Raw genomic sequence first — 24,344 nt, 5'->3', positions numbered from 1 at the left:
GTGCTGGAGGATCCGTGGACCTGTCCCTGTCGACCGAGACCATCGGCGATCGCACGATCGTCAGGGTCGGTGGCGAAATCGACGTATATACCGCGCCCAAGCTGCGCGAGCAGCTGGTCGAGCTGGTGAACGACGGCAGTTTCCACCTCGTCGTCGACATGGAGGGCGTGGACTTCCTCGACTCCACCGGGCTCGGCGTGCTGGTCGGCGGCCTGAAGCGAGTGCGGGCCCATGAGGGCTCACTGCGCCTGGTCTGCAACCAGGAGCGCATTCTCAAGATTTTCCGTATCACCGGCCTCACCAAGGTGTTTCCGATCCACACCTCGGTCGAGGAAGCGGTGGCGGCCACCGACTGATCACCGCACCGGGCCGTGTGCCCGGGGCGGAAGAGTTGAAGACGGGGGCTGGGCTGTCGGCGGCCCGGCCCTCTGACAGCACGCCCGTAGCTCCGAGGGGGATGCATGGCCACCGTCGAACTCCGCTTCAGCGCGCTGCCCGAGCACGTCAGGACCGCCCGACTGGTGGCGGCGGCGGTGGCGCGCAGGGCCGGGGTGGACGAGGCCGTCCTCGACGAGGTCAGGCTCGCTGTCGGCGAGGCCTGCTCCCGTGCCGTGGGCCTGCACCAGAGCAGTGGGATCACGGCGCCGGTGAAGGTGGCGCTGATCGAAGAGGAGAAACAGTTCTCCATCGAGGTCGGCGACGAGGCGCCGCACGCCGCCCCCGGGGGCGGAGAGCCCGGAGCCGCCGCCGACGACCCCGACGCGGAGGCCGAGGAGGACGAGATGGGCCTCGCCGTCATCAGCGGCCTGGTCGACGATGTGGAGGTTTCCACCGGGGAGCACGGCGGCCTGATCCGTATGAGGTGGCCGACCACTCCGCCGCCGGCCGCGGCGCTCCCCTGACACACAACCCGAACAGCCGTACACCCGAGGGCCCTGCTCAGCAGGGCCCTCGGGTGTTTTCCGTAAGGGGCAACCGGAATTCGTGAAGAAATTCACGATCAATCGCCGCTTCGTGTCCTTGATCAGTGGGCAGAATTCGATCAAGCGTCCAACGCCTCTGGGGCATTACGACTTTCGGGTTCCGCGGTCTCCTGCGATCATTTGCTCCAGAGCATGTGAAGGCGAATTCCGTTTGCCGCGCCCTGTTTTGATCAGGTCCGGCTCCCTACAATCCGTCCACATCTTGAGCTCAGCCCAAGCGTCAAGGAGGACGAATGGCGGGGCTTTCTACCCCTCATCGGTTGGACCACACCACAACCTTCGCAGCCGCAGTGCTGACCGACGACAACCGCGTCATGGTGATGGTCATCGCGGCCGTCGCGTTGGCTGCGCTCGTGGTCGCCGGCGTGCTGTTGCGCCAGGTGCTCGCGGCGGGCGAGGGCACCGACAGCATGAAGAAGATCGCAGCGGCCATCCAGGAAGGCGCGAACGCCTATCTGACCCGGCAGCTGCGCACGCTCGGCGTATTCGCCGTTGTCGTGTTCTTCCTGCTCATGCTGCTGCCCGCGGACGACTGGGATCAGCGCGCCGGACGATCGGTGTTCTTCTTGATCGGCGCGGCGTTCTCGGCAGCCACCGGCTATATCGGCATGTGGCTCGCCGTACGCAGTAACGTGCGGGTCGCCGCGGCGGCCCGGGAAGCGACTCCGGCGGAGGGCGAGCCGGAAAAGGATCTCACCCTCGTCTCGCACAAAGCCATGAAGATCGCTTTCCGTACGGGCGGCGTCGTCGGCATGTTCACGGTGGGGCTCGGTCTGCTGGGCGCCTCCTGCGTGGTGCTGGTGTACACAGCCGACGCGCCGAAGGTGCTCGAGGGCTTCGGCCTCGGAGCCGCGCTCATCGCCATGTTCATGCGTGTCGGCGGCGGCATCTTCACCAAGGCCGCCGACGTCGGCGCCGACCTGGTCGGCAAGGTCGAGAAGGGCATTCCGGAGGACGATCCGCGCAATGCCGCGACCATCGCCGACAACGTGGGCGACAACGTCGGCGACTGTGCCGGGATGGCGGCCGACCTCTTCGAGTCGTACGCCGTCACCCTGGTGGCCGCGCTCATCCTGGGCACGGCGGCCTTCGGCGACGCCGGACTGGCGTTCCCGCTGCTCGTCCCTGCGATCGGCGTGATCACCGCGATGATCGGCATCTTCGCCGTGGCGCCGCGCCGCGCCGACCGCAGCGGGATGAGCGCGATCAACCGCGGCTTCTTCATCTCCGCGGTGATCTCGCTCGTCCTGGTGGCGATCGCCGTGTTCGTCTATCTGCCGTCGTCGTACGCCGACCTCGACGGCGTCACCGACGCCGCGATCCGGGCCAAGGACGGCGACCCGCGGATCCTGGCGCTCGTCGCGGTGGCGATCGGCATCCTGCTCGCCGCCGTGATCCAGCAGCTCACCGGCTACTTCACCGAGACCAACCGGCGCCCGGTGAAGGACATCGGCAAGACCTCGCTCACCGGCCCCGCCACCGTCATCCTCGCCGGTATCTCCGTCGGCCTCGAATCGGCCGTCTACACCGCTCTGCTGATCGGCCTCGGCGTCTACGGGGCCTTCCTGCTCGGCGGTACGTCGATCATGCTGGCGCTGTTCGCGGTCGCGCTGGCCGGCACCGGCCTGCTCACCACGGTCGGCGTGATCGTCGCCATGGACACCTTCGGGCCGGTCTCCGACAACGCCCAGGGAATCGCCGAGATGTCCGGCGACGTCCAGGGCGCGGGTGCCCAGGTGCTCACCAACCTGGACGCCGTCGGCAACACCACCAAGGCCATCACCAAGGGCATCGCCATCGCCACCGCCGTCCTGGCGGCGTCGGCGCTCTTCGGGTCGTACCGCGACGCGATCACCACCGGCGCGCGGGACGTGGGCGAGAAGCTCAGCGGCGAGGGCGCGCCGCTGACGCTGGCGATGGACATCTCGCAGCCCAACAACCTCGTCGGCCTCATCGCGGGCGCGGCGGTCGTCTTCCTCTTCTCCGGGCTGGCGATCAATGCGGTGTCGCGGTCGGCGGGTTCGGTGGTGTTCGAGGTGCGGCGGCAGTTCCGTGAGCGGCCCGGGATCATGGACTACACCGAGAAACCGGAGTACGGAAAAGTCGTCGACATCTGCACGAGGGACGCGCTCAGGGAGCTGGCCACGCCGGGTCTGCTCGCGGTCATGGCGCCGATCTTCATCGGCTTCACGCTCGGCGTCGGCGCCCTCGGCGCGTATCTGGCGGGTGCGATCGGGGCCGGCACGCTGATGGCGGTGTTCCTCGCCAACTCCGGCGGCGCCTGGGACAACGCCAAGAAGCTCGTCGAGGACGGCCACCACGGCGGCAAGGGCAGCGAGGCGCACGCCGCGACGGTGATCGGCGACACGGTCGGCGACCCGTTCAAGGACACCGCCGGTCCTGCGATCAACCCGTTGCTGAAGGTGATGAACCTGGTGTCGCTGCTCATCGCGCCCGCCGTCATCAAGTTCAGCTACGGCAACGACGAGAACCTCGGCGTGCGGATCCTGGTCGCGGTGTTCGCCCTTGTGGTGATCGTCGGCGCGGTGTACGTCTCCAAGCGGCGCGGCATCGCCATGGGGGACGACGAGGCCGACCGGAGCTCCAAGTCGGCCGACACTGCGGTGGTTTCGTAGGCTGTCGGGCAAAGCCCAGCTCAAAGGGCGGGCGGGAGGTGCGTGTTGACGCGTCGCCCGCCCGCCCCGCTGTGTTCACGCTCTCGCCGTGAGCCTTCTCTCTCCTGGTGCGAATGGCGTAATTATGGTCATATTGGACGTTCGTCGTGCGGTTGTCGCCCGCTTGGCGTGTATGTTCCGGGGCCGAGAGCCATGGAAGGGACCAATCCGGTGAACAAGAAGCTCGCGGCCGCACTGTCCGGCGGTGCGGTACTGGTACTGGCGCTGTCGGGATGCGGCGGCGGCGACGGCAACGAGAAGCTCGATGCCTGGGCCAAGCAGGTCTGCGACGCCGTGCAGCCGCAGGCGAAGAAGATCGCGGCCGCGAACGCCGCGATCCAGAAGGAGACCTCGGACAGCAGCACGCCGGCGGAGGTCCAGAAGACCGACGCGCAGGCCTTCCAGGACATGTCCGACGCCTACAAGGCGATCGGGACCGCCGTGAACAAGGCCGGCCCGCCGGACGTCGAGAACGGCGAGAAGAAGCAGCAGGACGCGGTCAAGGAGCTCAACGGCATCTCCTCGTCGTACGCCTCCCTGAGGAAGCAGGTCGACGCGCTCGACACCAAGGACCAGGCCAAGTTCGCCGACGGCCTCAAGGACATCGCCACCGAGCTGGACAAGCTCAGCCAGAGCGGCAACGACGCGCTCAGGACCCTGGAGGAGGGCGAGGTCGGACAGGCGATGGCCCAGCAGGAGAGCTGCCAGAGCGCATCCGCCTCGCCGTCCGTGACGCAGGGCTGACGTTCGCCTGCCGCCGCTGCGTCACCGCGGTGAGCCGTGCGCGGTGACCGTCCGACGTGGTCACAATGGGGGATGTGAGTAACGCCAGCCTTTCCCCGCTGCCCTCCGCCGACCGTCCCGATGCCACCGCTCGGCTGCGCGACGCCCTGCTCGGAGCCGCCTTCACCGCCGACGGACTGCTCGAACTGCTCGGCGCCCCCGCGTACGCGGCGCTGGCCCGCGGCGAGACCGTGCCTGCACTCCGGGCGACCCGCGGGGACGCACCGCTGGAGATGCTCGTACGGCTGTTCCTGCTCCAGCAGCCCGTGCCGCACGCGCGCGTGGAGGGGGTTCTGCCCGTCGCCGAGTGCCTGGAGAGCGGGTGGCTCACGCGGGTCGGCGGAGACGAGCTCGCCGCGACCGTGGATGTACGGCCGTACGGCGGGCCGGCCGGCGAGGACTGGTTCATCGTGTCCGACCTGGGATGCGCGGTCGGTGGGGCAGGGGGGATCAGGCGGCGGGACGAAGGCGTCGTCCTGGGTGTGGGCGGTGCCTCCACCACCCTGGCCGGCCTCACCGTCCGTACGCCCGTGGCCTCGGCCCTCGACCTGGGCACCGGCTCCGGCATTCAGGCCCTGCACGCCGCCCAGCACGCCACGCGCGTGACGGCGACCGACGTGAATCCGCGCGCGCTGCACATCGCCGCGCTCACGCTCGCACTGTCCGGCGCCCCCGCCGCGGACCTGCGCCAGGGATCGCTCTTCGAGCCGCTCCGGGACGACGAGAAGTACGACCTGATCGTGTCCAATCCGCCCTTCGTGATCTCTCCCGGCGCCCGGCTGACGTACCGCGACGGCGGAATGGGTGGGGACGATCTGTGCCGCTCGCTCGTTCAACAGGCGGGCGCCCGCCTGAACAGGGGCGGATTCGCGCAGTTCCTCGCCAACTGGCAGCACGTGGAGGGGGAGGACTGGCAGGAGCGGCTGCGGTCGTGGGTGCCGCTCGGGTGCGACGCGTGGATCGTGCAGCGCGAGGTGCAGGACGTCACGCAGTACGCCGAGCTGTGGCTGCGGGATGCGGGCGACCACCGCGGTGACGTGGCCGAGTACGAGGCGCGGTACGACGCCTGGCTGGACGAGTTCGAGGCGCGCAAGGTGAAGGCCGTGGGGTTCGGGTGGATCACCCTGCGCAAGTCGGGGGCCGCGGTGCCCTCGATCACCGTGGAGGAGTGGCCGCATCCGGTCGAACAGCCGCTCGGTGAAGCGGTCCGGGCGCACTTCGAACGTCTCGACTATCTGCGGGCACGCGATGACGCCGCCCTGCTCGAAGAGCGCTTCCGGCTCGCCGCGGAGGTCGTCCAGGAGCAGGTCGGGCTCCCCGGCGCCGAGGACCCGGAACACGTGGTGCTGCGTCAGAACCGCGGTATGCGCCGGGCCACGAAGGTGGACACGGTCGGTGCGGGCTTCGCGGGCGTCTGCGACGGCTCCCTGACCGCGGGCCGGATCCTGGATGCCATCGCCCAACTGGTGGGTGAGGACCCGGTGTTGCTGCGAGATCGGACACCGGCACAGATTCGGCTGCTGGTGGAGCAGGGGTTTCTTGAGCCGGCGGGATGATCGTCGGCCGGGGGGCGTTGTATGCCCGGCTCGGGGGCGCGTGAGGGTGGGCGTACGCCGGGAGTGACGGCGTGCGTGAGTTGCTTGGTGTGTTGCCTCTGAGGTTTGAGTGACTCATGAGTGGCATGGACTTGGTGCGAGCAGATCTTCCGGGATTGATCCTGTGAAGGTCTCCTGTCAGTGGCGCGTGCGAAGCTACCTTCGAGAGACAGACTCGGACGCGTCCTCGGGGAGGCGCGCTGTCTCGGGGGAGGCGTGATGGCGGGGGAGACGCCGGACCAGGGCGAGGGCCGGATCATCAACGGCCGGTACCGGCTGCTGCGCACACTCGGCGCGGGCGGCATGGGCCGCGTATGGCTCGCGCACGACGAGGAGTTGGCGTGCGAAGTCGCGATGAAGGAGATCGCGCTTCCGGATGTGCCGATGGACGCGAGCGAGCCCGCCCAGCGCATCGCACGGGCCCGCAGCGAGGCCCGGCACGCGGCACGCCTGCGCGGTCATCCGCATGTAGCGACGGTGCACGACGTGGTGGAGCACGAGGGACTGCCGTGGATCGTCATGGAGTACGTGCCCGACGCGGTCGATCTGCAGGCGGTGATCCGGAGTTCGGGTCCGCTGCCGCCCGCGCAGGTGGCCCGTATCGGCCTCGCCGTGCTCGACGCGCTCAACACCGGGCACCGCATCGGCATCCTCCACAGGGATGTGAAACCGGCCAACATCCTTCTGGCCCCCAACTCTTCCGGCGACCCGTACGCGCGCGTGCTGCTCACCGACTACGGCATCGCGCTGCAGCCGGGATCGCGCGAGCCCAGGATCACCGCGACCGCGGGCATCCTCGGCACCCCCGGCTACCTCGCCCCCGAGCGTGCCCGCGGTGAGCCGCCCACCCCGGCCGCCGACCTGTTCTCCCTGGGCGCCACGCTGTACACCGCCGTGGAGGGGCGCGGCCCCTTCGACCGCGATGACGAGTACGCGATTCTGACGGCCCTGCTCGGGGAGGAACCGACGCCGCCGGCCCGTGCGGGCCAACTGGCGCCCGTCCTGCACGGGTTGCTCGTCAAGGACCCGCTGCGCAGGTCCGCGCCGGACGTGGTCGCGCGCAGCCTGGAGCGCGTGGCACAGGGGACGCCGGATGCCGGTTCCGCAGGGCCGACAGGGCAGCGCGCGGGCGCGTTGGCCGGAGCCGGCGCCTTCGGCCCACCGCCGGGCGCGTTCGGACCGCCTCCCGCGGGGGGCGCGGGCGGTCCCGGGAACCCTGGTACGCCGTCGACTCCGCAGACGCCGGGCGCGCCACCGACGCCGAACACTCCCGCGGGCGCTCCCGGCGGCTGGGGCTCGGACACGCCGGGGTCCGGCGCCCAGGACAGCGGCGCGGCCACCCCCGGCGGGTCGGCGCACGGCGCCTGGCCACCGCCCGCCCCGCAGGGCCCCTACGACCGGGGCAACCCCTACGCGCAGGCGCCCGGCTCCCTCTACGTCGGCGGCGGGCAGCCGCCGTACGCGGCGGGCAGCGGTTCCCCGACGTACACGGGCGGTTCCTGGGGTCCGGCCGACCCAGGCCGCGGCGGCGACGGGCCTTCGGCACCGGCACCCAAAGGCACCCGAAAGCGCCTCGCGCTCGTCGCCCTTGTCGTCGCCGCCGTCCTCGTGATCGCCGGCGGCACCTGGGCGGCCGTCTCGCTGACCGGCGGAGACAAGAACGGCGTCGACAACGCGGCGGGCAAGTCGCCGTCGCCCGGCACGAAGGGGTCGCCGTCGCCGACCGAGCCCGTGCTGCCGTACGGGGACGTGGTCGGCCTGACCAGGCCGCTGGAAGCCGGTGACTGCGTACAGGCGGTCTGGACGGGGGCGCCGTTCAAGTCGTCCCCGAACCTCGGCGTGGTCGACTGCGCCGAGGACTGGCCGGACGGCCAGGTCCTGAGCATCGAGACGGCCACGGACCACGCCGACGCGCGCGCCAACGGCGCGAAACGGTGCGAGGAGCAGAGCCGCACGGTCGTCGACGCGCTGCCGGACGCGGACGTCTACGCCGTGGTGCCGACCGAGGAGGGCTTCACCGCGGCGGGCAGTGGTACGGCATGTCTCGTACTCGGCCGTCATGCCGCGATAGGCGGCGAAGTGGGCCGGTTCCGCGACGCGGGCACGGACCTGTGGGTCGGCCAGATGAGCATCGGCGACTGCTGGACCTACAAGGAACTGGACGACGGCTACGAGGCGCCCCTCACCGACTGCGACAAGCCGCACACGGAACAGGTCATCGGGACCGTGCAGGCCCCCGCGAGCATGAGCTACGCCAAGGGCAGCGACAACGCGACCGAGCTGTGCGAGAACAAGTTCGAGTCCACCTGGGCGCCCGGTGCGGAGCGGACCGTCTACGGCTGGACGGCCGACGAGGAGGACTGGGAGGCCGGCTTCAACAAGGTCGTGTGCACCGTGAGCCGGATCGACGACAAGAAGACGACCGGAAAGATACCGACGCCCGGTGAAGTCTGAGATCGGCTGAAATCAGCCGAAGAAATATCCCCGGGGTCGGCCGAAGGCGGATACACAGGTCCGTCGACCCCGCGTTCACGTCAGGTTCGCCTGGACGCAGCCTGCGCGTGTCAACCTCCCGGGACTGCACACTCGCGAACGGGAGAAAAGGGGCACGGGGAGCCATGGAGAGCGGACCGGTGATCTTCGCGGGACTGGTGTTCGCCCTGTTCGGAGGCGGACTGCTGGTGTGGACGGCGACCCGGGTGCACCGCCGCGAGCCCGTCGCCCACGGTGTGAGTCCCGTCGCATCGGCGACCGTCGCGAGCGTCGTCGCGGTGATCGCGCTGGCCCTCGGGGCGTGGTGCTTCACCCGCCTCTGAGGCCGCCGGTGGTGCGTTCACCTGCGTAATTGGGGGGTCACGCTCCGGATCGGCGGATCAGATCGGTGGACACTCCGGGCGGCAGGAATGCCGGTAGTCGGGTTACCGTTCGAGTGGCCGTTGTGGGCTTTTCCCGTTTGACACGGGGGCGGGATGTACCGTCACACTCCGCAGCGTCAGCCATGAAAGGTGTCCCGACCCCGGGAGCAAGGCCTGGGGAGGCTCAGCGTCGACCGGAGAGAAGAGCGAAGTTGTCCCCGACCAGCGAGACCGCACAGGGCGGCCGCCGACTCGTCATCGTCGAGTCGCCTGCCAAGGCGAAGACGATCAAGGGCTACCTCGGCCCCGGATACGTCGTCGAGGCGAGCGTCGGGCACATCCGCGACCTCCCCAACGGCGCCGCGGAGGTGCCGGAGAAGTACACCGGCGAGGTCCGGCGCCTCGGTGTGGACGTAGAGCACGACTTCCAGCCGATCTATGTGGTCAACGCCGACAAGAAGGCACAGGTCAAGAAGCTCAAGGACCTGCTGAAGGACTCCGACGAGCTCTTCCTCGCCACCGATGAGGACCGGGAGGGCGAGGCCATCGCCTGGCACCTCCAGGAGGTCCTCAAGCCGAAGATCCCGGTCAAGCGCATGGTGTTCCACGAGATCACCAAGGACGCGATCCGGGAGGCCGTGGCCAATCCGCGCCAGCTCAACCAGAAGCTGGTCGACGCCCAGGAGACCCGCCGCATCCTCGACCGCCTCTACGGCTACGAGGTGTCGCCGGTCCTGTGGAAGAAGGTCATGCCACGCCTGTCGGCCGGCCGCGTCCAGTCGGTCGCGACCCGGCTCGTGGTGGAGCGGGAACGCGAGCGCATCGCGTTTCGTTCGGCTGAGTACTGGGACCTGACGGGCACCTTCGCGACCGGCCGCGCGGGGGACTCGTCGGACCCGTCGTCGCTGGTCGCCCGCCTCCAGACCGTCGACGGCAGGCGGGTGGCGCAGGGCCGCGACTTCGACTCGCTGGGACAGCTCAAGAGCGCGAACACCCTCCATCTCGACGAGGCGAACGCCCGCGCCCTCGCCGCCGCCCTGGAGGACACCCGGTTCTCCGTCCGGTCCGTCGAGTCCAAGCCGTACCGTCGCTCGCCGTACGCCCCGTTCCGTACGACGACGCTGCAGCAGGAGGCCAGCCGCAAGCTCGGCTTCGGCGCGAAGGCCACGATGCAGATCGCGCAGAAGCTGTACGAGAACGGCTACATCACGTACATGCGTACGGACTCCACGACGCTGAGCGACACGGCGATCGCCGCCGCCCGTGCCCAGGTCACGCAGCTGTACGGCGCCGACTACCTGCCGCCGCAGCCGCGGACGTATGCGGGAAAGGTCAAGAACGCGCAGGAGGCGCACGAGGCGATCCGCCCCTCGGGTGATCGTTTCCGTACGCCGGCCGAGACGGGACTGACCGGTGACCAGTTCAAGCTGTACGAGCTGATCTGGAAGCGGACGGTCGCCTCCCAGATGAAGGACGCGACGGGCAACTCCGTCACGGTGAAGATCGGCGGCACCGCGGCCGACGGCAGGGACGTCGAGTTCAGCGCGTCCGGCAAGACGATCACCTTCCACGGCTTCCTGAAGGCCTACGTCGAGGGCGCCGACGACCCGAACGCCGAGTTGGACGACCGGGAGCGCCGGCTGCCGCAGGTCGTCGAGGGCGACCCGCTGTCGGCCGAGGAGATCACGGTCGACGGGCACGCCACCAAGCCCCCCGCCCGCTACACCGAGGCCTCGCTGGTCAAGGAGCTGGAAGAGCGCGAGATCGGCCGCCCGTCGACGTACGCGTCGATCATCGGCACGATCCTCGACCGCGGCTATGTGTTCAAGAAGGGCACGGCACTCGTCCCGTCCTTCCTGTCCTTCGCCGTGGTCAACCTCCTGGAGAAGCACTTCGGGCGGCTCGTCGACTACGACTTCACCGCGAAGATGGAGGACGATCTCGACCGCATCGCGCGCGGCGAGGCGCAGGCCGTGCCGTGGCTGAAGCGGTTCTACTTCGGCGAAGGCACGGGTGCGGGCGGTGCCGCGGACGCCGGCAACGGCGACGGGGACCACCTCGGCGGCCTCAAGGAGCTGGTGACCGACCTGGGCGCGATCGACGCGCGCGAGGTGTCCTCGTTCCCGGTGGGCAACGACATCGTGCTGCGCGTCGGCCGCTACGGGCCGTACATCGAGCGCGGTGAGAAGGACTCCGAGGGCCACCAGCGCGCCGACATCCCGTCCGACCTGGCCCCGGACGAACTCACCGTCGAGCTCGCGGAGGAGCTGCTCGCCAAGCCGAGCGGCGACTTCGAGCTGGGCACGGACCCGGAGACCGGCCACACGATCGTCGCCAAGGACGGCCGCTACGGCCCGTACGTCACCGAGGTGCTGCCCGAGGGCACCCCGAAGACGGGCAAGAACGCCGTCAAGCCGCGTACGGCCTCGCTGTTCAAGTCGATGTCGCTGGACACAGTGACGCTTGAGGACGCGCTGAAGCTGATGTCGCTTCCGCGGGTCGTGGGCACCGACGCGGACGGCGTCGAGATCACCGCGCAGAACGGCCGCTACGGCCCGTATCTGAAGAAGGGCACGGACTCGCGGTCGTTGCAGTCCGAGGGCCAGCTCTTCACGATCACGCTGGAGGAGGCGCAGGCGATCTACGCCCAGCCGAAGCAGCGTGGCCGTGCGGCCGCCAAGCCGCCGCTGAAGGAGCTGGGCGAGGACCCGGTCAGCGGCAAGCCGGTCGTCGTCAAGGACGGTCGCTTCGGCCCGTACGTCACCGACGGCGAGACCAACGCGACCCTGCGCTCGGGCGACAGTGTCGAGACGATCACCCCGGAGCGCGGTTTCGAACTGCTCGCCGAGAAGCGTGCGAAGGGGCCCGCCAAGAAGACGGCCAAGAAGGCGGCCGCGAAGAAGGCTCCTGCGAAGAAGGCGACGGCCGCGAAGAAGACCGCAGCCAAGAAGGCGACCGCGGCGAAGACGACCGCCGCGAAGAAGACCACGACGGCCAAGAAGACGGCCGCCAAGAAGGCGACGGCTTCGAAGACGGCGTCGGACGACTGAACCGAGGCCGGCCGGCAACGGGCCGCCCCTCACCGCGGATTCGCGAAACGAACGCCCCGGCATCACTTTGGTGTCGGGGCGTGCGGACGTTCGGGCATGCGCACTGGAGTGTCGGTGCGGCCCGATAGGCTGAACGCATGACGCGAGCCGAGCAGCCAACGGCCCATCACCCCGCCCCCGACGACACGCTGGTCGCGGACTCCCGCGAGCGTGCCGTCCGTGCGCTGCTGCGCCGACCGCAACTGAAGCGGTTGTGGAGCGCGCAGTTGGTGAGCGGGGTCGGTGACGTCCTCGCGCTTCTCGTGCTGGTCGTCCTCGTCCTCCAGGCGGCGATCGCCGAGGGGTCGTTCGGCGGGGGCTACCGGGGCGTGGCGTTCGCAGTGGCGACCGTGTTCGGGGTACGCATCCTTGCGACGCTGCTCTTCGGAGCCGTGCTCCTCGGCCCGCTCACCGCGCTCACCTCCCAGGACGGCCCGCTGGACCGGCGCTGGACCATGGTCGGCGCGGACGGTCTGCGGGCCGCGCTGCTGATCGTCGCGCCGCTGTGGATCGACTGGATGCCCCAGGACGCTCTCGCCGTGCTCCTGGTGACCGTCTTCGTCACCGGTGTCGCCGAGCGCTTCTGGACGGTCTGCCGCGAAAGCGCCGCCCCCGCGCTGCTGCCGGCCCCGCCCCCGGAGGGCGCGACCGTACGACCGCTGCCGGACCACATGGACGCGCTGCGCCGCCTGTCGCTGCGCACCACCTTCGTGACGGTCCCCCTTGCGGGTGCCGCACTCGTGGTCGCGGGATTGTTCAACAATCTGCTGGGTGCGGGGATCGACTGGTTCGGCCAGCACCAGGCGGCCCTCGGTTCGTACGTCGCGGCCGGTCTGTTCGCCGCGTCCCTGTCCGTCCTGACCTTCCTGGAGCTGCCCGGCACGCGTACCCCGCGCGCGCGGTCGCCGCTCGAGGGACTGCGCCGCCCGAGGACGGGCACGGGTGCCGACAAGGGCCGCACCGGCGCGATCCCGCTGCTGGTGCTCGCCTGCGCCGCTGTCGCCGGAGCGGTCGCCGCCGCTGTGGCCGTCGCCGTGCTGCACGCCAAGGACCTGGGCGGCGGCCCGGTGACGTACGGGCTGCTGGTGCTCGCGCTGACCGGCGGTGTCGGCGTCGGCATCCGTACGGCACCGAAGGTGCTGACGTCGCTGTCGCGGCGCCGGATGCTCGCGCTGGCGATCGCCTTCACCGGCGTGGCGCTGCTGGCCGCCGGGCTCGTCCCGGACGTCACCAGCGTGCTGCTGATCGGCGCGCTGGCCGGCATCGGCGCGGGCATGGCCGCCAACACCGGGCATGCGCTCCTCGACCAGGAGGCCGAGGACTTCCGGCGGGCCCGGACCACTGAGCACCTGCACGCGGTGGTACGGGTCTGTGTGGCGCTCGGCGCGCTGATCGCGCCCCTGGTGGCGGCGCTGATCGGGCCGCACCGGCTGGAGAACGGCAAGTTCGTGTTCGCGCACGGCGGGGCGGCGTTCACGCTGATGCTGGTCGGCGCGCTGCTGCTGCCGGTGGCCGCGTTGGTGCTGGCCAAGCTCGACGACCGCTCCGGCGTACCGCTGCGGCACGACCTGCGGGACGCGCTGCTCGGCGGTGACGACCCGGTGCAGGCTCCGACGCCCTCCGGCTTCTTCATCGCCCTGGAAGGCGGCGACGGCGCCGGAAAGTCCACCCAGGCCGAGGCGCTCGCCGAGTGGATAAGGGCCAAGGGCCACGAGGTCGTGCTGACCCGCGAGCCCGGGGCGACCCCGGTGGGCAAGCGGCTGCGGTCGATCCTGCTGGACGTGTCGAGCGCCGGGCTCTCGCACCGGGCGGAAGCGCTGCTGTATGCGGCGGACCGCGCCGAACACGTGGACACGGTGGTGCGGCCTGCGCTGGAGCGCGGCGCGGTCGTCATCTCCGACCGCTACATCGATTCCTCGGTGGCATACCAGGGCGCGGGCCGTGACCTGTCCCCGACCGAGATCGCTCGCATCAACCGGTGGGCGACGCACGGGCTCGTACCGCACCTGACCGTTCTGCTGGATGTTTCGCCGGAGGCTGCGCGGGAGCGGTTCACGGAGGCGCCGGACCGGCTGGAGTCGGAGCCGGCCGAGTTCCACACACGCGTGCGGTCCGGTTTCCTGACCCTGGCCTCGTCCGACCCCGGGCGGTACCTGGTCGTCGACGCCGGGCAGGAGCCCGAGGCCGTGACGACGGTGATCCGGGCCCGGCTGGACCAGATGCTGCCGCTGTCCGAGGCCGAGGTGAAGGCCCAGGAGGAGGCGCGGAAGAAGGCCGAGGAGGAGGCCCGCCGCAAGGCCGAGGAGGAAGCCGCCCGCAAGGCTGAGGAGGAGCGCCTGGAGCGCGAGCGCCAGGCGCAGCTCGAGCGGTTGCGCGCCGAGGAGGAGGAGCGCAAGCGGCGCGAGCTGGAGGAGGCGCAGCGGCGCGAGGCCGAACGGCAGGCGGAGGAGGCCCGGCAGCGGGCCGAGGAAGCGCGCCGCCGGGCGGAGGAGGAGCGGGTGCGGCTCCTGGCCGAGGAGAAGGCGCGGGCCGAGGAAGAGGCCCGGCGCAAGGCCGAGGAGGAACGGCGCCGCAGGCAGGCCGAGGAGGAGGCCCGGCTGCGGGCCGAGGCTGAGGAACGCCGACTGGAGAAGCAGCGCAAGGCCGAGGATGCGCTGTTGCGGGCCGAGGAGGCCCGGCGGGCGGCCGAGCAGGCCGCTGCGGCGGCCGCGGCGGGCCCCCGGCAGCCGACGGTTCCGGCCACGCCACCGGTTCCGCCGGAGGCGGCGACCGTCCCGACGCCGGTCGTGAAGTCCACGGGCGGGCCGCAGGAGGAGACGACGGTCCTGCGGCCGGTATGGGACGAAACGCCGGGCAGTGACGAGCCCTCCGGCGACTCCGGGGCTGACTCCGAGGTGACCGCCGAACTGCCGCAGCCGCCCGCTCCTCAGGGCGCGGCGGACAAGACGGCTGTACTGCCGCCGGTGGGTGCCGCGGACGAGACGGCTGTACTGCCGCCGGTGGGTTCGGCGGATGAGACTGCTGTGCTGCCGCCGGTGGCGCCCGGCGCCGAGGACGAGACCGCGGTGCTGCCTCCCGTGCCGGGCGAGAACCCCGTGGACCGGGTTCCGCCGGGATTCTTCCGGGACGAGCGGCCGGGAGCCGGACCGGACGGTGGTGAGGACCGTACGCGGGAGCTGCCCCAGGTCGACGCCGAGGGGACGCCGCAGCGGCGCCCGCGGCCGGACTGGGCCGAGGAGACCCCGCTGGACGATCTGCCCACCCTGGCGGACGAACTGCTCGGGCCCCGCGAGGACGCGTACGACGACGAGCAGGGCCGTCGAGGGCGGGGCGGGGACCGCTGAACTGCGGGGTGGCGGCCGGCACGGGCTCCGTTGTCAGTGGTCGCCCCCACAATGGATGGCGTACCGCGGAGTGTGACGGAAGGGCGGCGTGACCCATGAGCGTGTGGGACGACCTCGTCGGGCAGGAGAAGGTGAGCGAGCAGCTCACCGCCGCTGCCCGGGACGCCGACGCCCTGGTCACCGCAGCCGCGGCCAACGCCCCGCTGCCCGAGGCGTCCAGGATGACGCACGCCTGGCTGTTCACCGGGCCGCCCGGGGCGGGGCGGACGCAGGTGGCGCGGGCGTTCGCCGCCGCGTTGCAGTGCGTGAGCCCCGACCGCGCGCTGGGCGGCGCCCCCGGCTGCGGCTTCTGCGACGGGTGTCACACAGCGCTGGTCGGCACCCACGCCGACGTCACCACCGTCGTGGCTGTGGGCGCTCAGATCCTCGTCGACGACATGCGGGACACGGTCCGCAAGTCGTTCACCTCACCGGCGAACGGCCGCTGGCAGGTGATCCTCGTCGAGGACGCCGAGCGGCTGAACGAGAAGTCCGCCAACGCCGTCCTCAAGGCAGTCGAGGAGCCCGCCCCCCGCACGGTCTGGCTGCTGTGCGCCCCCTCGCTCGAAGACGTCCTGCCCACCATCCGCTCCCGCTGCCGCCACCTGAACCTGCGCACGCCCTCCGTGGACGCCGTCGCCGACATGCTCGTACGACGCGAGGGCGTCGAACCGGACGTCGCGGCCGCGGCGGCCCGTGCGACGCAGGGGCACGTGGACCGGGCCCGCCGACTCGCCACCGACCCGGCTGCCCGAGAACGCCGGGCCACCGTGCTGAAGCTGCCGCTCCGCATCGATGACATCGGCGGCTGCCTCAAGGCCGCCCAGGAGCTGGTCGACGCGGCCGCGGAGGACGCCAAGCAGCTCGCCGAGGAGATCGACGTCAAGGAGACCGAGGAGCTGAAGGCAGCGCTGGGCGCGGCCCAGGGCGGCCGGATGCCCCGCGGTACGGCGGGCGTGATGAAGGAGCTGGAGGACAAGCAGAAGCGCCGCAGGACGCGTACCCAGCGCGACAGCCTCGACCTCGCGCTCACCGACCTCACCGCCTTCTACCGCGATGTCCTCGCCCTCCAGCTCGGCTCCCGGATCGCGCTCGCCAACACGGACGCCGAGGACACCCTGGAGCGGCTCGCCCGCGGCAGCTCCCCCGAGTCCACCCTGCGTCGCATCGAGGCGATCGCCGCCTGCCGCGATGCCCTCGACCGCAATGTGGCACCCCTGCTGGCTGTGGAGGCGATGACGATGGCTCTCAGATCGGGGTGACGGGGCGGGCCGCCCCGCCGTGGGCCGCGTGGGCCGACTGCGGTAGCGCACCTGGCGCGTGCCGGTCAGGCTGAGTGAAGCTCTTTGCCGTGGGCGTCGTGTCGACGGCGTACCTCGTTCGAGGGACAGCCCGCACTTGTCCGTGGCACAAGCTGCACACGCCGTGCCCAATCCATCGCACAGCGTTACGCTCGCTGAATGTACACAAGGCGCACCCACCGCTGGTCAAGGACCATGTTCAGTGCCAGGTCCCGTACCGGAGTCACCCTCGTCGCCGTCGCGGCGCTGTTCCTCTCCGCCTGTTCCTCCGGGAGCTCGACGAGTTCGGCCAGCTCCGCGGCCGGGGCGGCGGAGCTGACCGCGCTGCCCCGGGCCACCCCGTCCGACCTGGCTCCGTACTACGGGCAGAAGCTGAAATGGCGTGCCTGTGGTGTCTCCGGCTTCGAGTGCGCCACCCTGCGCGCGCCGCTCGACTACGCCGAGCCGGCCGAGGGCGACGTGCGGCTGGCCGTGGCCCGCAAGAAGGCCACAGGCCCGGGCAAACGGCTGGGCTCGCTGCAGGTGAACCCGGGCGGACCGGGCGGCTCCGCGATCACCTACCTCCAGTCGTACGCCGGTGTCGGCTACCCGGCGGAGGTCCGCGCCCGCTACGACCTGGTCGCGGTCGATCCGCGCGGCGTCGCCCGCAGCGAGCCCGTCGAGTGTCTCGACGCGCGAGAGATGGACACGTACACGCAGACCGACGTCACGCCCGACGACAAGCGGGAGGTCGACGGACTCGTGGACGCTTACAAGGAGTTCGCGGAAGGGTGCGGCAAGCACTCGCCCGAGCTGCTGCGGCACATGTCGACAGTCGAGGCGGCCCGGGACATGGACGTCCTGCGGGCGGCCCTCGGGGACGAGAAGCTGACGTATGTGGGGGCGTCGTACGGCACGTTCCTCGGAGCGACGTACGCCGGGCTCTTCCCGCAGCGGGCGGGACGGCTCGTCCTGGACGGCGCGCTCGACCCGTCGCTGACCGCACGCCGGCTGAACCTCGACCAGACGGCGGGCTTCGAGACGGCGCTGACCGCGTTCGCGAAGGACTGTGTACGGCACACCGACTGCCCTCTCGGCAGGCCGGGGACGCCACCGGAGCAGGTCGGACGCAACCTGAAGGCGTTCTTCGACAAGCTCGACGCGAGGCCGCTGCCCACCGGCGACGCGGACGGCCGCAGGCTCACCGAGTCCCTCGGCACCACCGGCGTGATCACGGCGATGTACGACGAGGCGGCATGGCCGCAGTTGCGCGAGGCGCTGACCTCGGCGATGAGAAAGAACGACGGCGCGGGTCTGCTGGCCCTGTCCGACACCTACTACGAGCGGGACCCCGAGGGCGAATACTCGAACCTGATGTTCGCCAACGCCGCCGTGAACTGCCTGGACCTGCCGCCCGCCTTCGACACCCCGGACCAGGTCCGTGAGGCGCTCCCCGCCTTCGAGAAGGTGTCCCCGGTCTTCGGCGAGACCCTCGCCTGGGCTTCCCTGAACTGCGCGTACTGGCCGGTCGCGCCCACCGGCGAGCCGAAGCGCATCGAGGCGAAGGGCGCGGCCCCGATCGTCGTGGTCGGCACCACCCGGGACCCGGCGACCCCGTACCGCTGGGCCCAGTCCCTGTCCCGCCAGCTCTCCTCCGGCCGCCTCCTCACCTACCAGGGCGACGGCCACACCGCCTTCGGCCGCGGCAGCGAATGCATCGACCGCACGATCAACGCGTACCTTCTGCGCGGCACCCCTCCGGCGGAGGGAAAGCGCTGCTCGTAATGCGTGTCACCAGCCCCGGGAACCTCGGGCTCCGGGGCTGGTACGGAGCACCGCCGGAATCTGTGTAGACTTACCGACGTTGCTGATCGCACCATAGTGCGGACAGCGCGCCGCCTTAGCTCAGATGGCCAGAGCAACGCACTCGTAATGCGTAGGTCTCGGGTTCGAATCCCGAAGGCGGCTCTATGATGAACCCCAGGTCAGGCCTCTGAGCTGGGGTTTCTTGTTTTGGTTGACCTTGGAATTCGGGCCGATCGGGCACGTACGGTCTGTGTATCGCAATGCGTAGGTCTGAAGTTGACGGCCAGTGTCAGTTGCGGATCGCGGGGCTGTGACCTCGGCATTTGTTCGTGGCTGTCGATTTCCCGGCCCCGTCCGGTTCGAGCTGGTGGCCATTTGGTGGCCAGGCGTGCAGAGGTCGTGCAGATGGCTCCTCGGTCAGCCTCGCGGTTTTCGCATGGGAGTTGTGCCATCCAGACAATCGCGCGGCCGGCCGGGTTTTCCTGGGGCGTGGGCGACGATGCGCTGCTTCACTATCGGCCGTCCCAGCAGGGCGAACCGAGCTGGATCGCGTCGTCGGCCGGTGCGGCGACCTGCTGCGCGGAGGCTCCGGCGTCCTCGGCCGCCTGCGCGGTCGTGTACGCGTGACCGGCCGCGTCGACCGCGTCGGCGACCGCCATGGCGGCCTCGGCCTCGGCTCCGTCGGCCCTGGACCTCGCGACCTACGACAACAGCCGTGACGGCCGATCCAGCCGGGGCCCACCTGTGCGGCGTTGGTGCACGGTGCGGGATGACGTGGGCTCGGCGAATACTGGTCAGGGCGCCGTGCTGTTGTGGCCGCTCGACAAGGCGCCATCCGTAGGCGTCCGCGCGGCGAGGTCGTGACTCCCTCGGCAGGTTGGGCGCAGGCCGCGCTCATGGTGGTGGAACCCGTAGTGGTGGAAGACGTAGGAACCGCCTGCGGGCGTAGATCACGACATGCCACAGTCGCGGTATGCGCGGCGCGGACGGAGTGACGGACGAGGGTGTCCCGGCACAGTCGGGGACGGGCGCGGAGGGATCCGTGACCGAGGTGGTGCGGCGACGGTGGGGTGTCGCCCTGGGCGGGGAGCTCCCGGTGCGGTTCTTCGAGCCCGGCTGGGCCTACGAGGAACGGGTGGAGCGCCGTTGTCCCGTCTGCGAGGGGGAGTTGCACGCGCTGCGCAGGCCGTACGAGTCGCAGGGGCGGGTGTACCGGTATGCCGCGCTGGTCTGTCCTGGCTGCCCCACCGCGTTCAGTCTCGCTGACCTGGGGGTGAAGACGTACGACCAGCTCACGGCCGCGTCTTCGGCGGCCGTGTCTGTACCGCTGGGGCCCTGCCCGAGTGGCCCCGGGGTCAGCGTGACCGCGATCCGCGGCCCCGGGCAGTTCCCCGGGATAATGCGCGGGGGACACCCTCCGGTGTGGCCGGACGACCTGGCCGTGCCGGAGCAGGCCGAGAAGCGGGCCCTGTTGTGGTGCAAGGTGACCGATCCGGACTGGCGCCCCACCGAGGAGGCGGTTGCGGCGGCGGAGGACGTGCGGGTGATCCTGCCCGAGGGTCCGGGATACGACGCGCTGCGGACCTGGCTCGCGGAGCGCGGCGTCCCGCACAGGGGCAGCCGCCACTGGGAAGAGGCCGAACAGGTCGGCACGGTCAATGAGTTGGGCGGCCGTACGGATCTGGTCGCGGTCGGTCCGGGTGGCGCTGTCCCGGCCGCGGGTCCCTGGGCGGTGGCGGCCAGGGATGCCTTCGCCGCGCAGTGGGACGGTTTGGAGGAGTTGCCGGAGGACGACGGCGATGCGTACGTGCCCGTTGGGGAGTTGGTGCCCGCCGAGTGGGCCGCGCTGCTGCCGCATCCGTCGTTCAACCCGGCCCAGGTGGCTGCCGTTCCCGTCGTACGGGAGGGCACCGGGCATCTGGTGGTGGTGGCGCCCACCGGCGCGGGCAAGACCCCGATCGGCATGGTCGCGGCGCTGGACGCGCACGCCCGGGGCGAGAAGGCCGCCTGGCTGGTGCCGCAGCGCTCGCTCACCGACGAACTCGACCGGGAGCTCCAGCTGTGGCGGCGCCGGGGTCTGCGCGTGGTACGGCTGACCGGGGAGGCCGCTGTGGACTCCGGGCTGATCCGGGCGGCCGATGTGTGGGTGGCGACGACGGAGAAGTTCGAGGCGATCTGCCGTGCGGGATCGTTGCGCGACGCGCTCGCCGAGGTGGGCTGTCTGGTCGTCGACGAGATCCATCTCCTCGGCGATCCGGTGCGTGGCGCCGTACTGGAGGCGCTGCTCGCGCGGGTACGGGAGGACGGTGCGGGCGCGCGGATCGTCGGGCTGTCGGCGACGGTCGCCAACGCGGACGAGGTCGCCGAGTGGCTGGGCGCTCGCCTGGTCCGCACCGCCTGGCGGCCCACCCGGCTGACCTGGCAGCTGCCGGTCCTGCCGACGGCGGAAGAAGCGGACTGGGCGGCGAGGGCTGCGGTGCGCACCGAGGCCGCTGTACGGATCGCCCGCGGGGTCGGTGCGGACGGCGGCAGCGTGCTGGTGTTCTGCGGCAGCAAGCGCCGGGTGCGGGCGACCGCGCTGGCGCTGGCCGCCGACCGTGGTGCGGCGACCGCCGGCGTGGACGCGGACGACGCCGAACTCGTCGAGCGGCTGTGCACCAAGGCCGGGGTGCGGCTCCACTACCGGGACTGGCCCTACAAGCGGGACGCCGAGCAGGCCTTCCGAGCCCGCGAGGCGGACATCCTGGTCGCCACCTCCACCCTCGCCGCGGGCGTCAACCTCCCCGCCCGGGCCGTTATCGTCGCCGACACCACCATCGGCCTGGACCGCGTCGAGGTGTCCATGGTCCAGCAGATGTTCGGACGGGCCGGCCGCATCGGCGCCGGGGAGCGCGAGGGCTGGGCGTTCCTGCTCGCCGACCCGGGGGAACGGGCGCACTGGCAGGCCCGGCTCGCCGCCGGATACACGGTGCGGTCACGGCTTGGCGACCACCTGCCCGACCACCTCCTCGCCGAGGCCGTCCAGGAACGGGTGTCCACGGTCGAGGAGGCGGAGCGGTGGTGGTCGGGGACGCTGGCCGCGCACCAGGGACACGCCGGTGTCGAACCCCTGCGTGAGGCGGCGGCGTTCCTCACGACGGCGGGCTGTCTGCGCGCCCCCGTCGGCGAGGACCGTTGGGAGACGAGCCCGCTGGGCAGGCTGACCAGCCGCTTCATGGTGGACGCCGCCCTCGCCGACGACCTGGCCACCGCAGTGCGAGAGGCCCCGGTGCCTGAAGACGCCTTCACCGCCGAGCGGTCCCTGACGGCCCTGCTCAGCACCCGCCTACCGGTGCTGGAGCAGGCACCGTTCACCGACCGGGCCCGCGCCGCGCTGCGCCGCGTACTGCGCGAGACGGAGCAAGAGCAGCCGCAGGAGACCGACGAGCCTGCGTGGGACGAGCCGAAGCCGGTGGCCGGAGACCTCGCCCGCGCGGTCCTCCACCTCGTCGCCGACCGCCCCGGCCTCTTCCGCGGTCGTCCTGGTTACGTGCTGGGCATCCCCGTCGACTCCATGACCGGCATCCTGGAAGAGGCCCAGCGCTACCTGGCCTGGCTCGGCGCGCAGGGCCCGATCGGCACGGTCCACCCGTGGGCGGCCGTCGTCGCCGGTGACCTGGCCCAGCGCATGCGGTGGCGCGCACTGGGGCCCGGCCGTGGGGCCGGACGGCTGTTGTGGATGTGCGAACGGATGGCCACCGCCCCGCTCGCGCCCGATCTCGTTCCCCGGATGTGGCGTGCGGCCCGCGCCCGCGGCGTCGACGCCCCCGACTGGAGTGGGACGACACCGCCGAACGACTGCGCCTTGCCCCCGGACCGTTACCGCGCGCTGCTCGCGGAGCGTGCCACCGGCGTCCACCTGGACCTGCGGGAGGACATGTTCCGGGTGGCGGCCCCGCCGGGCTCGGTGATCCGGTTGTGGAACGGCACGACCACCACCCTGCACAGCTGCGACGGCGAGGCGACCACCCTGCTCCTGCTGCCCGACGACCCGTCGGACAACTCGGCCGGCAACAGCGGGGCGGCCGTCTTCACCAGGGGCGGTGACCGGCTGGGGACGGGGTGGCTCGGGGCGTACGCGGCGATCCGCCGCTGAGCCGACCGCAGGGCGGGTCCCTACGGCGGCCACCGCCCGGCAGGAAGCGTGAAACGGGCGCACGGTAGCACAAGTGGCATGGGCCGAGGAGCGGCTCACACGCACCGATCGGGGTGCGGCAGACTGGTGTGGATCCGCCGGCCCACGTCCGGCCGGACGTGTACCAGCCGAAGCAGGGGAGAAGGGAAGCCCAGAGTTCCGTGAGTGACGAGTTCGACGTCCCGGAGCCCGACGCCGCAGCCCCCGTCGACGAGGGCGCGTTCGGCATTGACGCGTTCTCCCTCGACGACCGGATGCGGCTGTTCCACTTCGTCGCCGCCGAGAAGCGCCACGAGTACCTGTGGCTGCTGCGTGCCTTCGACCGTGGACGCGCCAACTACCAGGTGCTGCTGCACGCCTCGGACACGGTGGGGCTGCTGGAGCGGCTCGCCGTCGACCATCCCGCCGCGGGCGCCGTCGGCGGGGCGGCCGGTGTGCAGCCGCTGCTCGACGCGCTCGCGGAGTGGCAGGTCCTGGACCGGTCGTACGACGGGACACGCGCTGCGAACCTCGCCGAGTACCGCAACCGGCACTACGTGTACCAGTTCACCCAGGCCGGGTACCGGGCGTACCGGGCGGTGGAGGACGTGCTCGGCGCGAGCCTGGAGGACGCCCAGCTCTCCCGCCTGGTCTTCCCCGACATCCTCGGCGACCTGCGCGCGCTGGCCGAGGCCAACACGGCGGGCGACGGCGAGGAGGTGTACCGCAAGCTCGGCCGTCTCGACTCGGTGCTGAACGAGATGGCGCAGCGTGCCGCCCGTTTCTACCTCATGCTGGGCGACCTGGCGCGCACCAACGACACCCGGCCCGAGGTGTTCCTCGCCCACAAGGACACGCTCCTCGCGCACATGCGGGAGTTCACCGCCGAACTCGGGCGCTACGCCCCGCTGCTCGCCGAGGCGGTCGAGAAGGCCGCGGCCACCGGTGTGGACCGCATGGTCGAGTTCGCGGCCGAGGCCGACGAACGGCTCTTCCGCAGCCCCGCCGAGCGCCTCGCGGACTGGCGGCACCGGTGGGACGGCATCGTCCACTGGTTCGCGGAGCGCGAGCACAGCGAGACCGAGCGGCTGCAGGACGCCACCGTCACCGCGATCCGCTCCGTCCTCGCCCTGCTGCGCCGGGTCACCGAGGCCCGCCGGGGCGGGGTGAGCCGGGAGAGCCAACTGCGCCACCTCGCCCAGTGGTTCACCTCCTGCGAGAGCGACGAGGACGCGCACGCCCTTTTCCAGGCAGTCTTCGGGCTCGGCGCGCCCCGCCACATCGCGGTCCCGTACGCCGACCCCGAGCGGATCCCCGGCCGTACGTCCTGGTGGGAGGCCGAACCGGTCGAACTCGCCCGCACCCTCGTCCAGTCCGGCCGCACCCCGGCCCTGCACGGCCCCGGCCGCATCGAACGCGACGACGACCGGCGGGCCCTGCTCCGCGCCGAGCAGCTCAAGGAGCAGGCCGAGCGCCGCGGCGCCGCGAACTCCCTCGCCTCGGACGGCGTGTACGGCCGGACCCTCGACGAGCCCGAGACACGCGCCCTGCTGGCCCTGCTGGACGTGGCGCTCGCCGCCCGAGTCCCCGCCAGCCGCCGGGTCACCGCCTCCTCCGGCTCCGCCCACGGGGTACGGCTCACCCTCACCCCCGCCGAGGGATCCACCACCGTCGACACCGTGCGCGGCCGTCTCCATCTCGACGGGCTGCGCCTGGAGGTCACCACATGAGCGAGGCCGTCA

At 71.4% G+C, this 24,344-nt stretch carries 14 protein-coding genes and 1 tRNA gene; 14 read left to right on the top strand and 1 reads right to left on the bottom strand.

The window, feature by feature from the left end; genetic code table 11:
• Positions 1–14 precede the first annotated feature (14 nt).
• The 12 genes from bldG to ACKTSN_RS21095 all read left to right on the top strand — a co-directional run bounded on the left by bldG (position 15) and on the right by ACKTSN_RS21095 (position 18,611).
• Positions 15–356 (top strand): anti-sigma factor antagonist BldG, encoded by a 342-nt coding sequence (bldG, locus tag ACKTSN_RS21150; protein WP_024885807.1) that lies wholly within the window; start codon positions 15–17, stop codon positions 354–356.
• A gap of 105 nt (positions 357–461) precedes the next feature.
• A complete protein-coding gene (locus tag ACKTSN_RS21145; RefSeq protein ID WP_409470544.1) occupies positions 462–902 on the top strand; it encodes an ATP-binding protein in 441 nt (146 codons plus the stop codon).
• 314 nt (positions 903–1,216) lie between these two features.
• On the top strand, positions 1,217–3,619 hold the full coding sequence (locus tag ACKTSN_RS21140) for a sodium-translocating pyrophosphatase (protein ID WP_409470543.1): 2,403 nt from the start codon (positions 1,217–1,219) through the stop codon (positions 3,617–3,619).
• Between the two features lie 192 nt (positions 3,620–3,811).
• Positions 3,812–4,402: a small secreted protein gene (locus ACKTSN_RS21135; protein ID WP_409470542.1), complete on the top strand. Its 591-nt coding sequence runs from the start codon at positions 3,812–3,814 to the stop codon at positions 4,400–4,402.
• Positions 4,403–4,467: 65 nt separating this feature from the next.
• Entirely contained in the window at positions 4,468–5,997 is a 1,530-nt protein-coding gene (locus ACKTSN_RS21130; RefSeq protein ID WP_409470541.1) for a DUF7059 domain-containing protein, read from the top strand.
• Positions 5,998–6,255: 258 nt separating this feature from the next.
• Positions 6,256–8,490 (top strand): serine/threonine-protein kinase, encoded by a 2,235-nt coding sequence (locus tag ACKTSN_RS21125; protein WP_409470540.1) that lies wholly within the window; start codon positions 6,256–6,258, stop codon positions 8,488–8,490.
• Between the two features lie 164 nt (positions 8,491–8,654).
• Entirely contained in the window at positions 8,655–8,852 is a 198-nt protein-coding gene (locus ACKTSN_RS21120; RefSeq protein WP_409470539.1) for a hypothetical protein, read from the top strand.
• 251 nt (positions 8,853–9,103) lie between these two features.
• Positions 9,104–11,941, top strand: a complete 2,838-nt coding sequence (gene topA, locus ACKTSN_RS21115) for a type I DNA topoisomerase (RefSeq protein ID WP_409470538.1) — start codon at positions 9,104–9,106, stop codon at positions 11,939–11,941.
• A gap of 137 nt (positions 11,942–12,078) precedes the next feature.
• Positions 12,079–15,324, top strand: coding sequence for a dTMP kinase (gene tmk, locus ACKTSN_RS21110; RefSeq protein ID WP_409470537.1), 3,246 nt, complete (start codon positions 12,079–12,081; stop codon positions 15,322–15,324).
• Positions 15,325–15,419: 95 nt separating this feature from the next.
• Positions 15,420–16,625, top strand: coding sequence for a DNA polymerase III subunit delta' (locus ACKTSN_RS21105; RefSeq protein ID WP_409470536.1), 1,206 nt, complete (start codon positions 15,420–15,422; stop codon positions 16,623–16,625).
• A 198-nt stretch (positions 16,626–16,823) separates the two neighbouring features.
• Positions 16,824–18,428 carry an alpha/beta hydrolase gene (locus ACKTSN_RS21100; RefSeq protein ID WP_409470535.1) on the top strand — a complete coding sequence of 535 codons (1,605 nt, stop codon included), beginning with the start codon at positions 16,824–16,826 and terminating at the stop codon, positions 18,426–18,428.
• Between the two features lie 109 nt (positions 18,429–18,537).
• Positions 18,538–18,611, top strand: a tRNA-Thr gene (locus ACKTSN_RS21095).
• A 350-nt stretch (positions 18,612–18,961) separates the two neighbouring features.
• On the opposite strand, the gene ACKTSN_RS21090 is transcribed toward ACKTSN_RS21095, so the two are convergent.
• Positions 18,962–19,108 carry a hypothetical protein gene (locus tag ACKTSN_RS21090; protein WP_409470534.1) on the bottom strand — a complete coding sequence of 49 codons (147 nt, stop codon included), beginning with the start codon at positions 19,106–19,108 and terminating at the stop codon, positions 18,962–18,964.
• A gap of 314 nt (positions 19,109–19,422) precedes the next feature.
• Between ACKTSN_RS21090 and ACKTSN_RS21085 the strand changes: the two genes are divergently transcribed.
• Together ACKTSN_RS21085 and ACKTSN_RS21080 are read left to right on the top strand one after the other, a co-directional pair.
• Positions 19,423–22,584, top strand: a complete 3,162-nt coding sequence (locus ACKTSN_RS21085) for a DEAD/DEAH box helicase (protein WP_409470533.1) — start codon at positions 19,423–19,425, stop codon at positions 22,582–22,584.
• A gap of 200 nt (positions 22,585–22,784) precedes the next feature.
• Positions 22,785–24,332: a TIGR02677 family protein gene (locus ACKTSN_RS21080; protein ID WP_409470532.1), complete on the top strand. Its 1,548-nt coding sequence runs from the start codon at positions 22,785–22,787 to the stop codon at positions 24,330–24,332.
• Positions 24,333–24,344: the final 12 nt, after the last annotated feature.

Origin of the sequence: Streptomyces flavusporus, assembly GCF_046267975.1 — a bacterium.
GTDB lineage: Bacteria > Actinomycetota > Actinomycetes > Streptomycetales > Streptomycetaceae > Streptomyces > Streptomyces flavusporus.
The sequence above is the reverse complement of the archived record's forward strand: the minus strand, read 5'-3'. Positions and strand labels throughout refer to the sequence as shown.

Excerpts from the sequence above, each read along its gene's own strand:
- ACKTSN_RS21145 (WP_409470544.1), top strand. The coding sequence starts at position 462 with ATGGCCACCGTCGAACTCCGCTTCAGCGCGCTGCCCGAGCACGTCAGG.
- ACKTSN_RS21085 (WP_409470533.1), top strand. The coding sequence starts at position 19,423 with ATGCGCGGCGCGGACGGAGTGACGGACGAGGGTGTCCCGGCACAGTCG.
- ACKTSN_RS21125 (WP_409470540.1), top strand. The coding sequence starts at position 6,256 with ATGGCGGGGGAGACGCCGGACCAGGGCGAGGGCCGGATCATCAACGGC.
- tmk (WP_409470537.1), top strand. The coding sequence starts at position 12,079 with ATGACGCGAGCCGAGCAGCCAACGGCCCATCACCCCGCCCCCGACGAC.
- ACKTSN_RS21105 (WP_409470536.1), top strand. The coding sequence starts at position 15,420 with ATGAGCGTGTGGGACGACCTCGTCGGGCAGGAGAAGGTGAGCGAGCAG.
- ACKTSN_RS21135 (WP_409470542.1), top strand. The coding sequence starts at position 3,812 with ATGGAAGGGACCAATCCGGTGAACAAGAAGCTCGCGGCCGCACTGTCC.
- ACKTSN_RS21090 (WP_409470534.1), bottom strand. The coding sequence starts at position 19,108 with ATGGCGGTCGCCGACGCGGTCGACGCGGCCGGTCACGCGTACACGACC.
- ACKTSN_RS21100 (WP_409470535.1), top strand. The coding sequence starts at position 16,824 with ATGTACACAAGGCGCACCCACCGCTGGTCAAGGACCATGTTCAGTGCC.
- ACKTSN_RS21140 (WP_409470543.1), top strand. The coding sequence starts at position 1,217 with ATGGCGGGGCTTTCTACCCCTCATCGGTTGGACCACACCACAACCTTC.
- ACKTSN_RS21120 (WP_409470539.1), top strand. The coding sequence starts at position 8,655 with ATGGAGAGCGGACCGGTGATCTTCGCGGGACTGGTGTTCGCCCTGTTC.
- ACKTSN_RS21130 (WP_409470541.1), top strand. The coding sequence starts at position 4,468 with ATGGGGGATGTGAGTAACGCCAGCCTTTCCCCGCTGCCCTCCGCCGAC.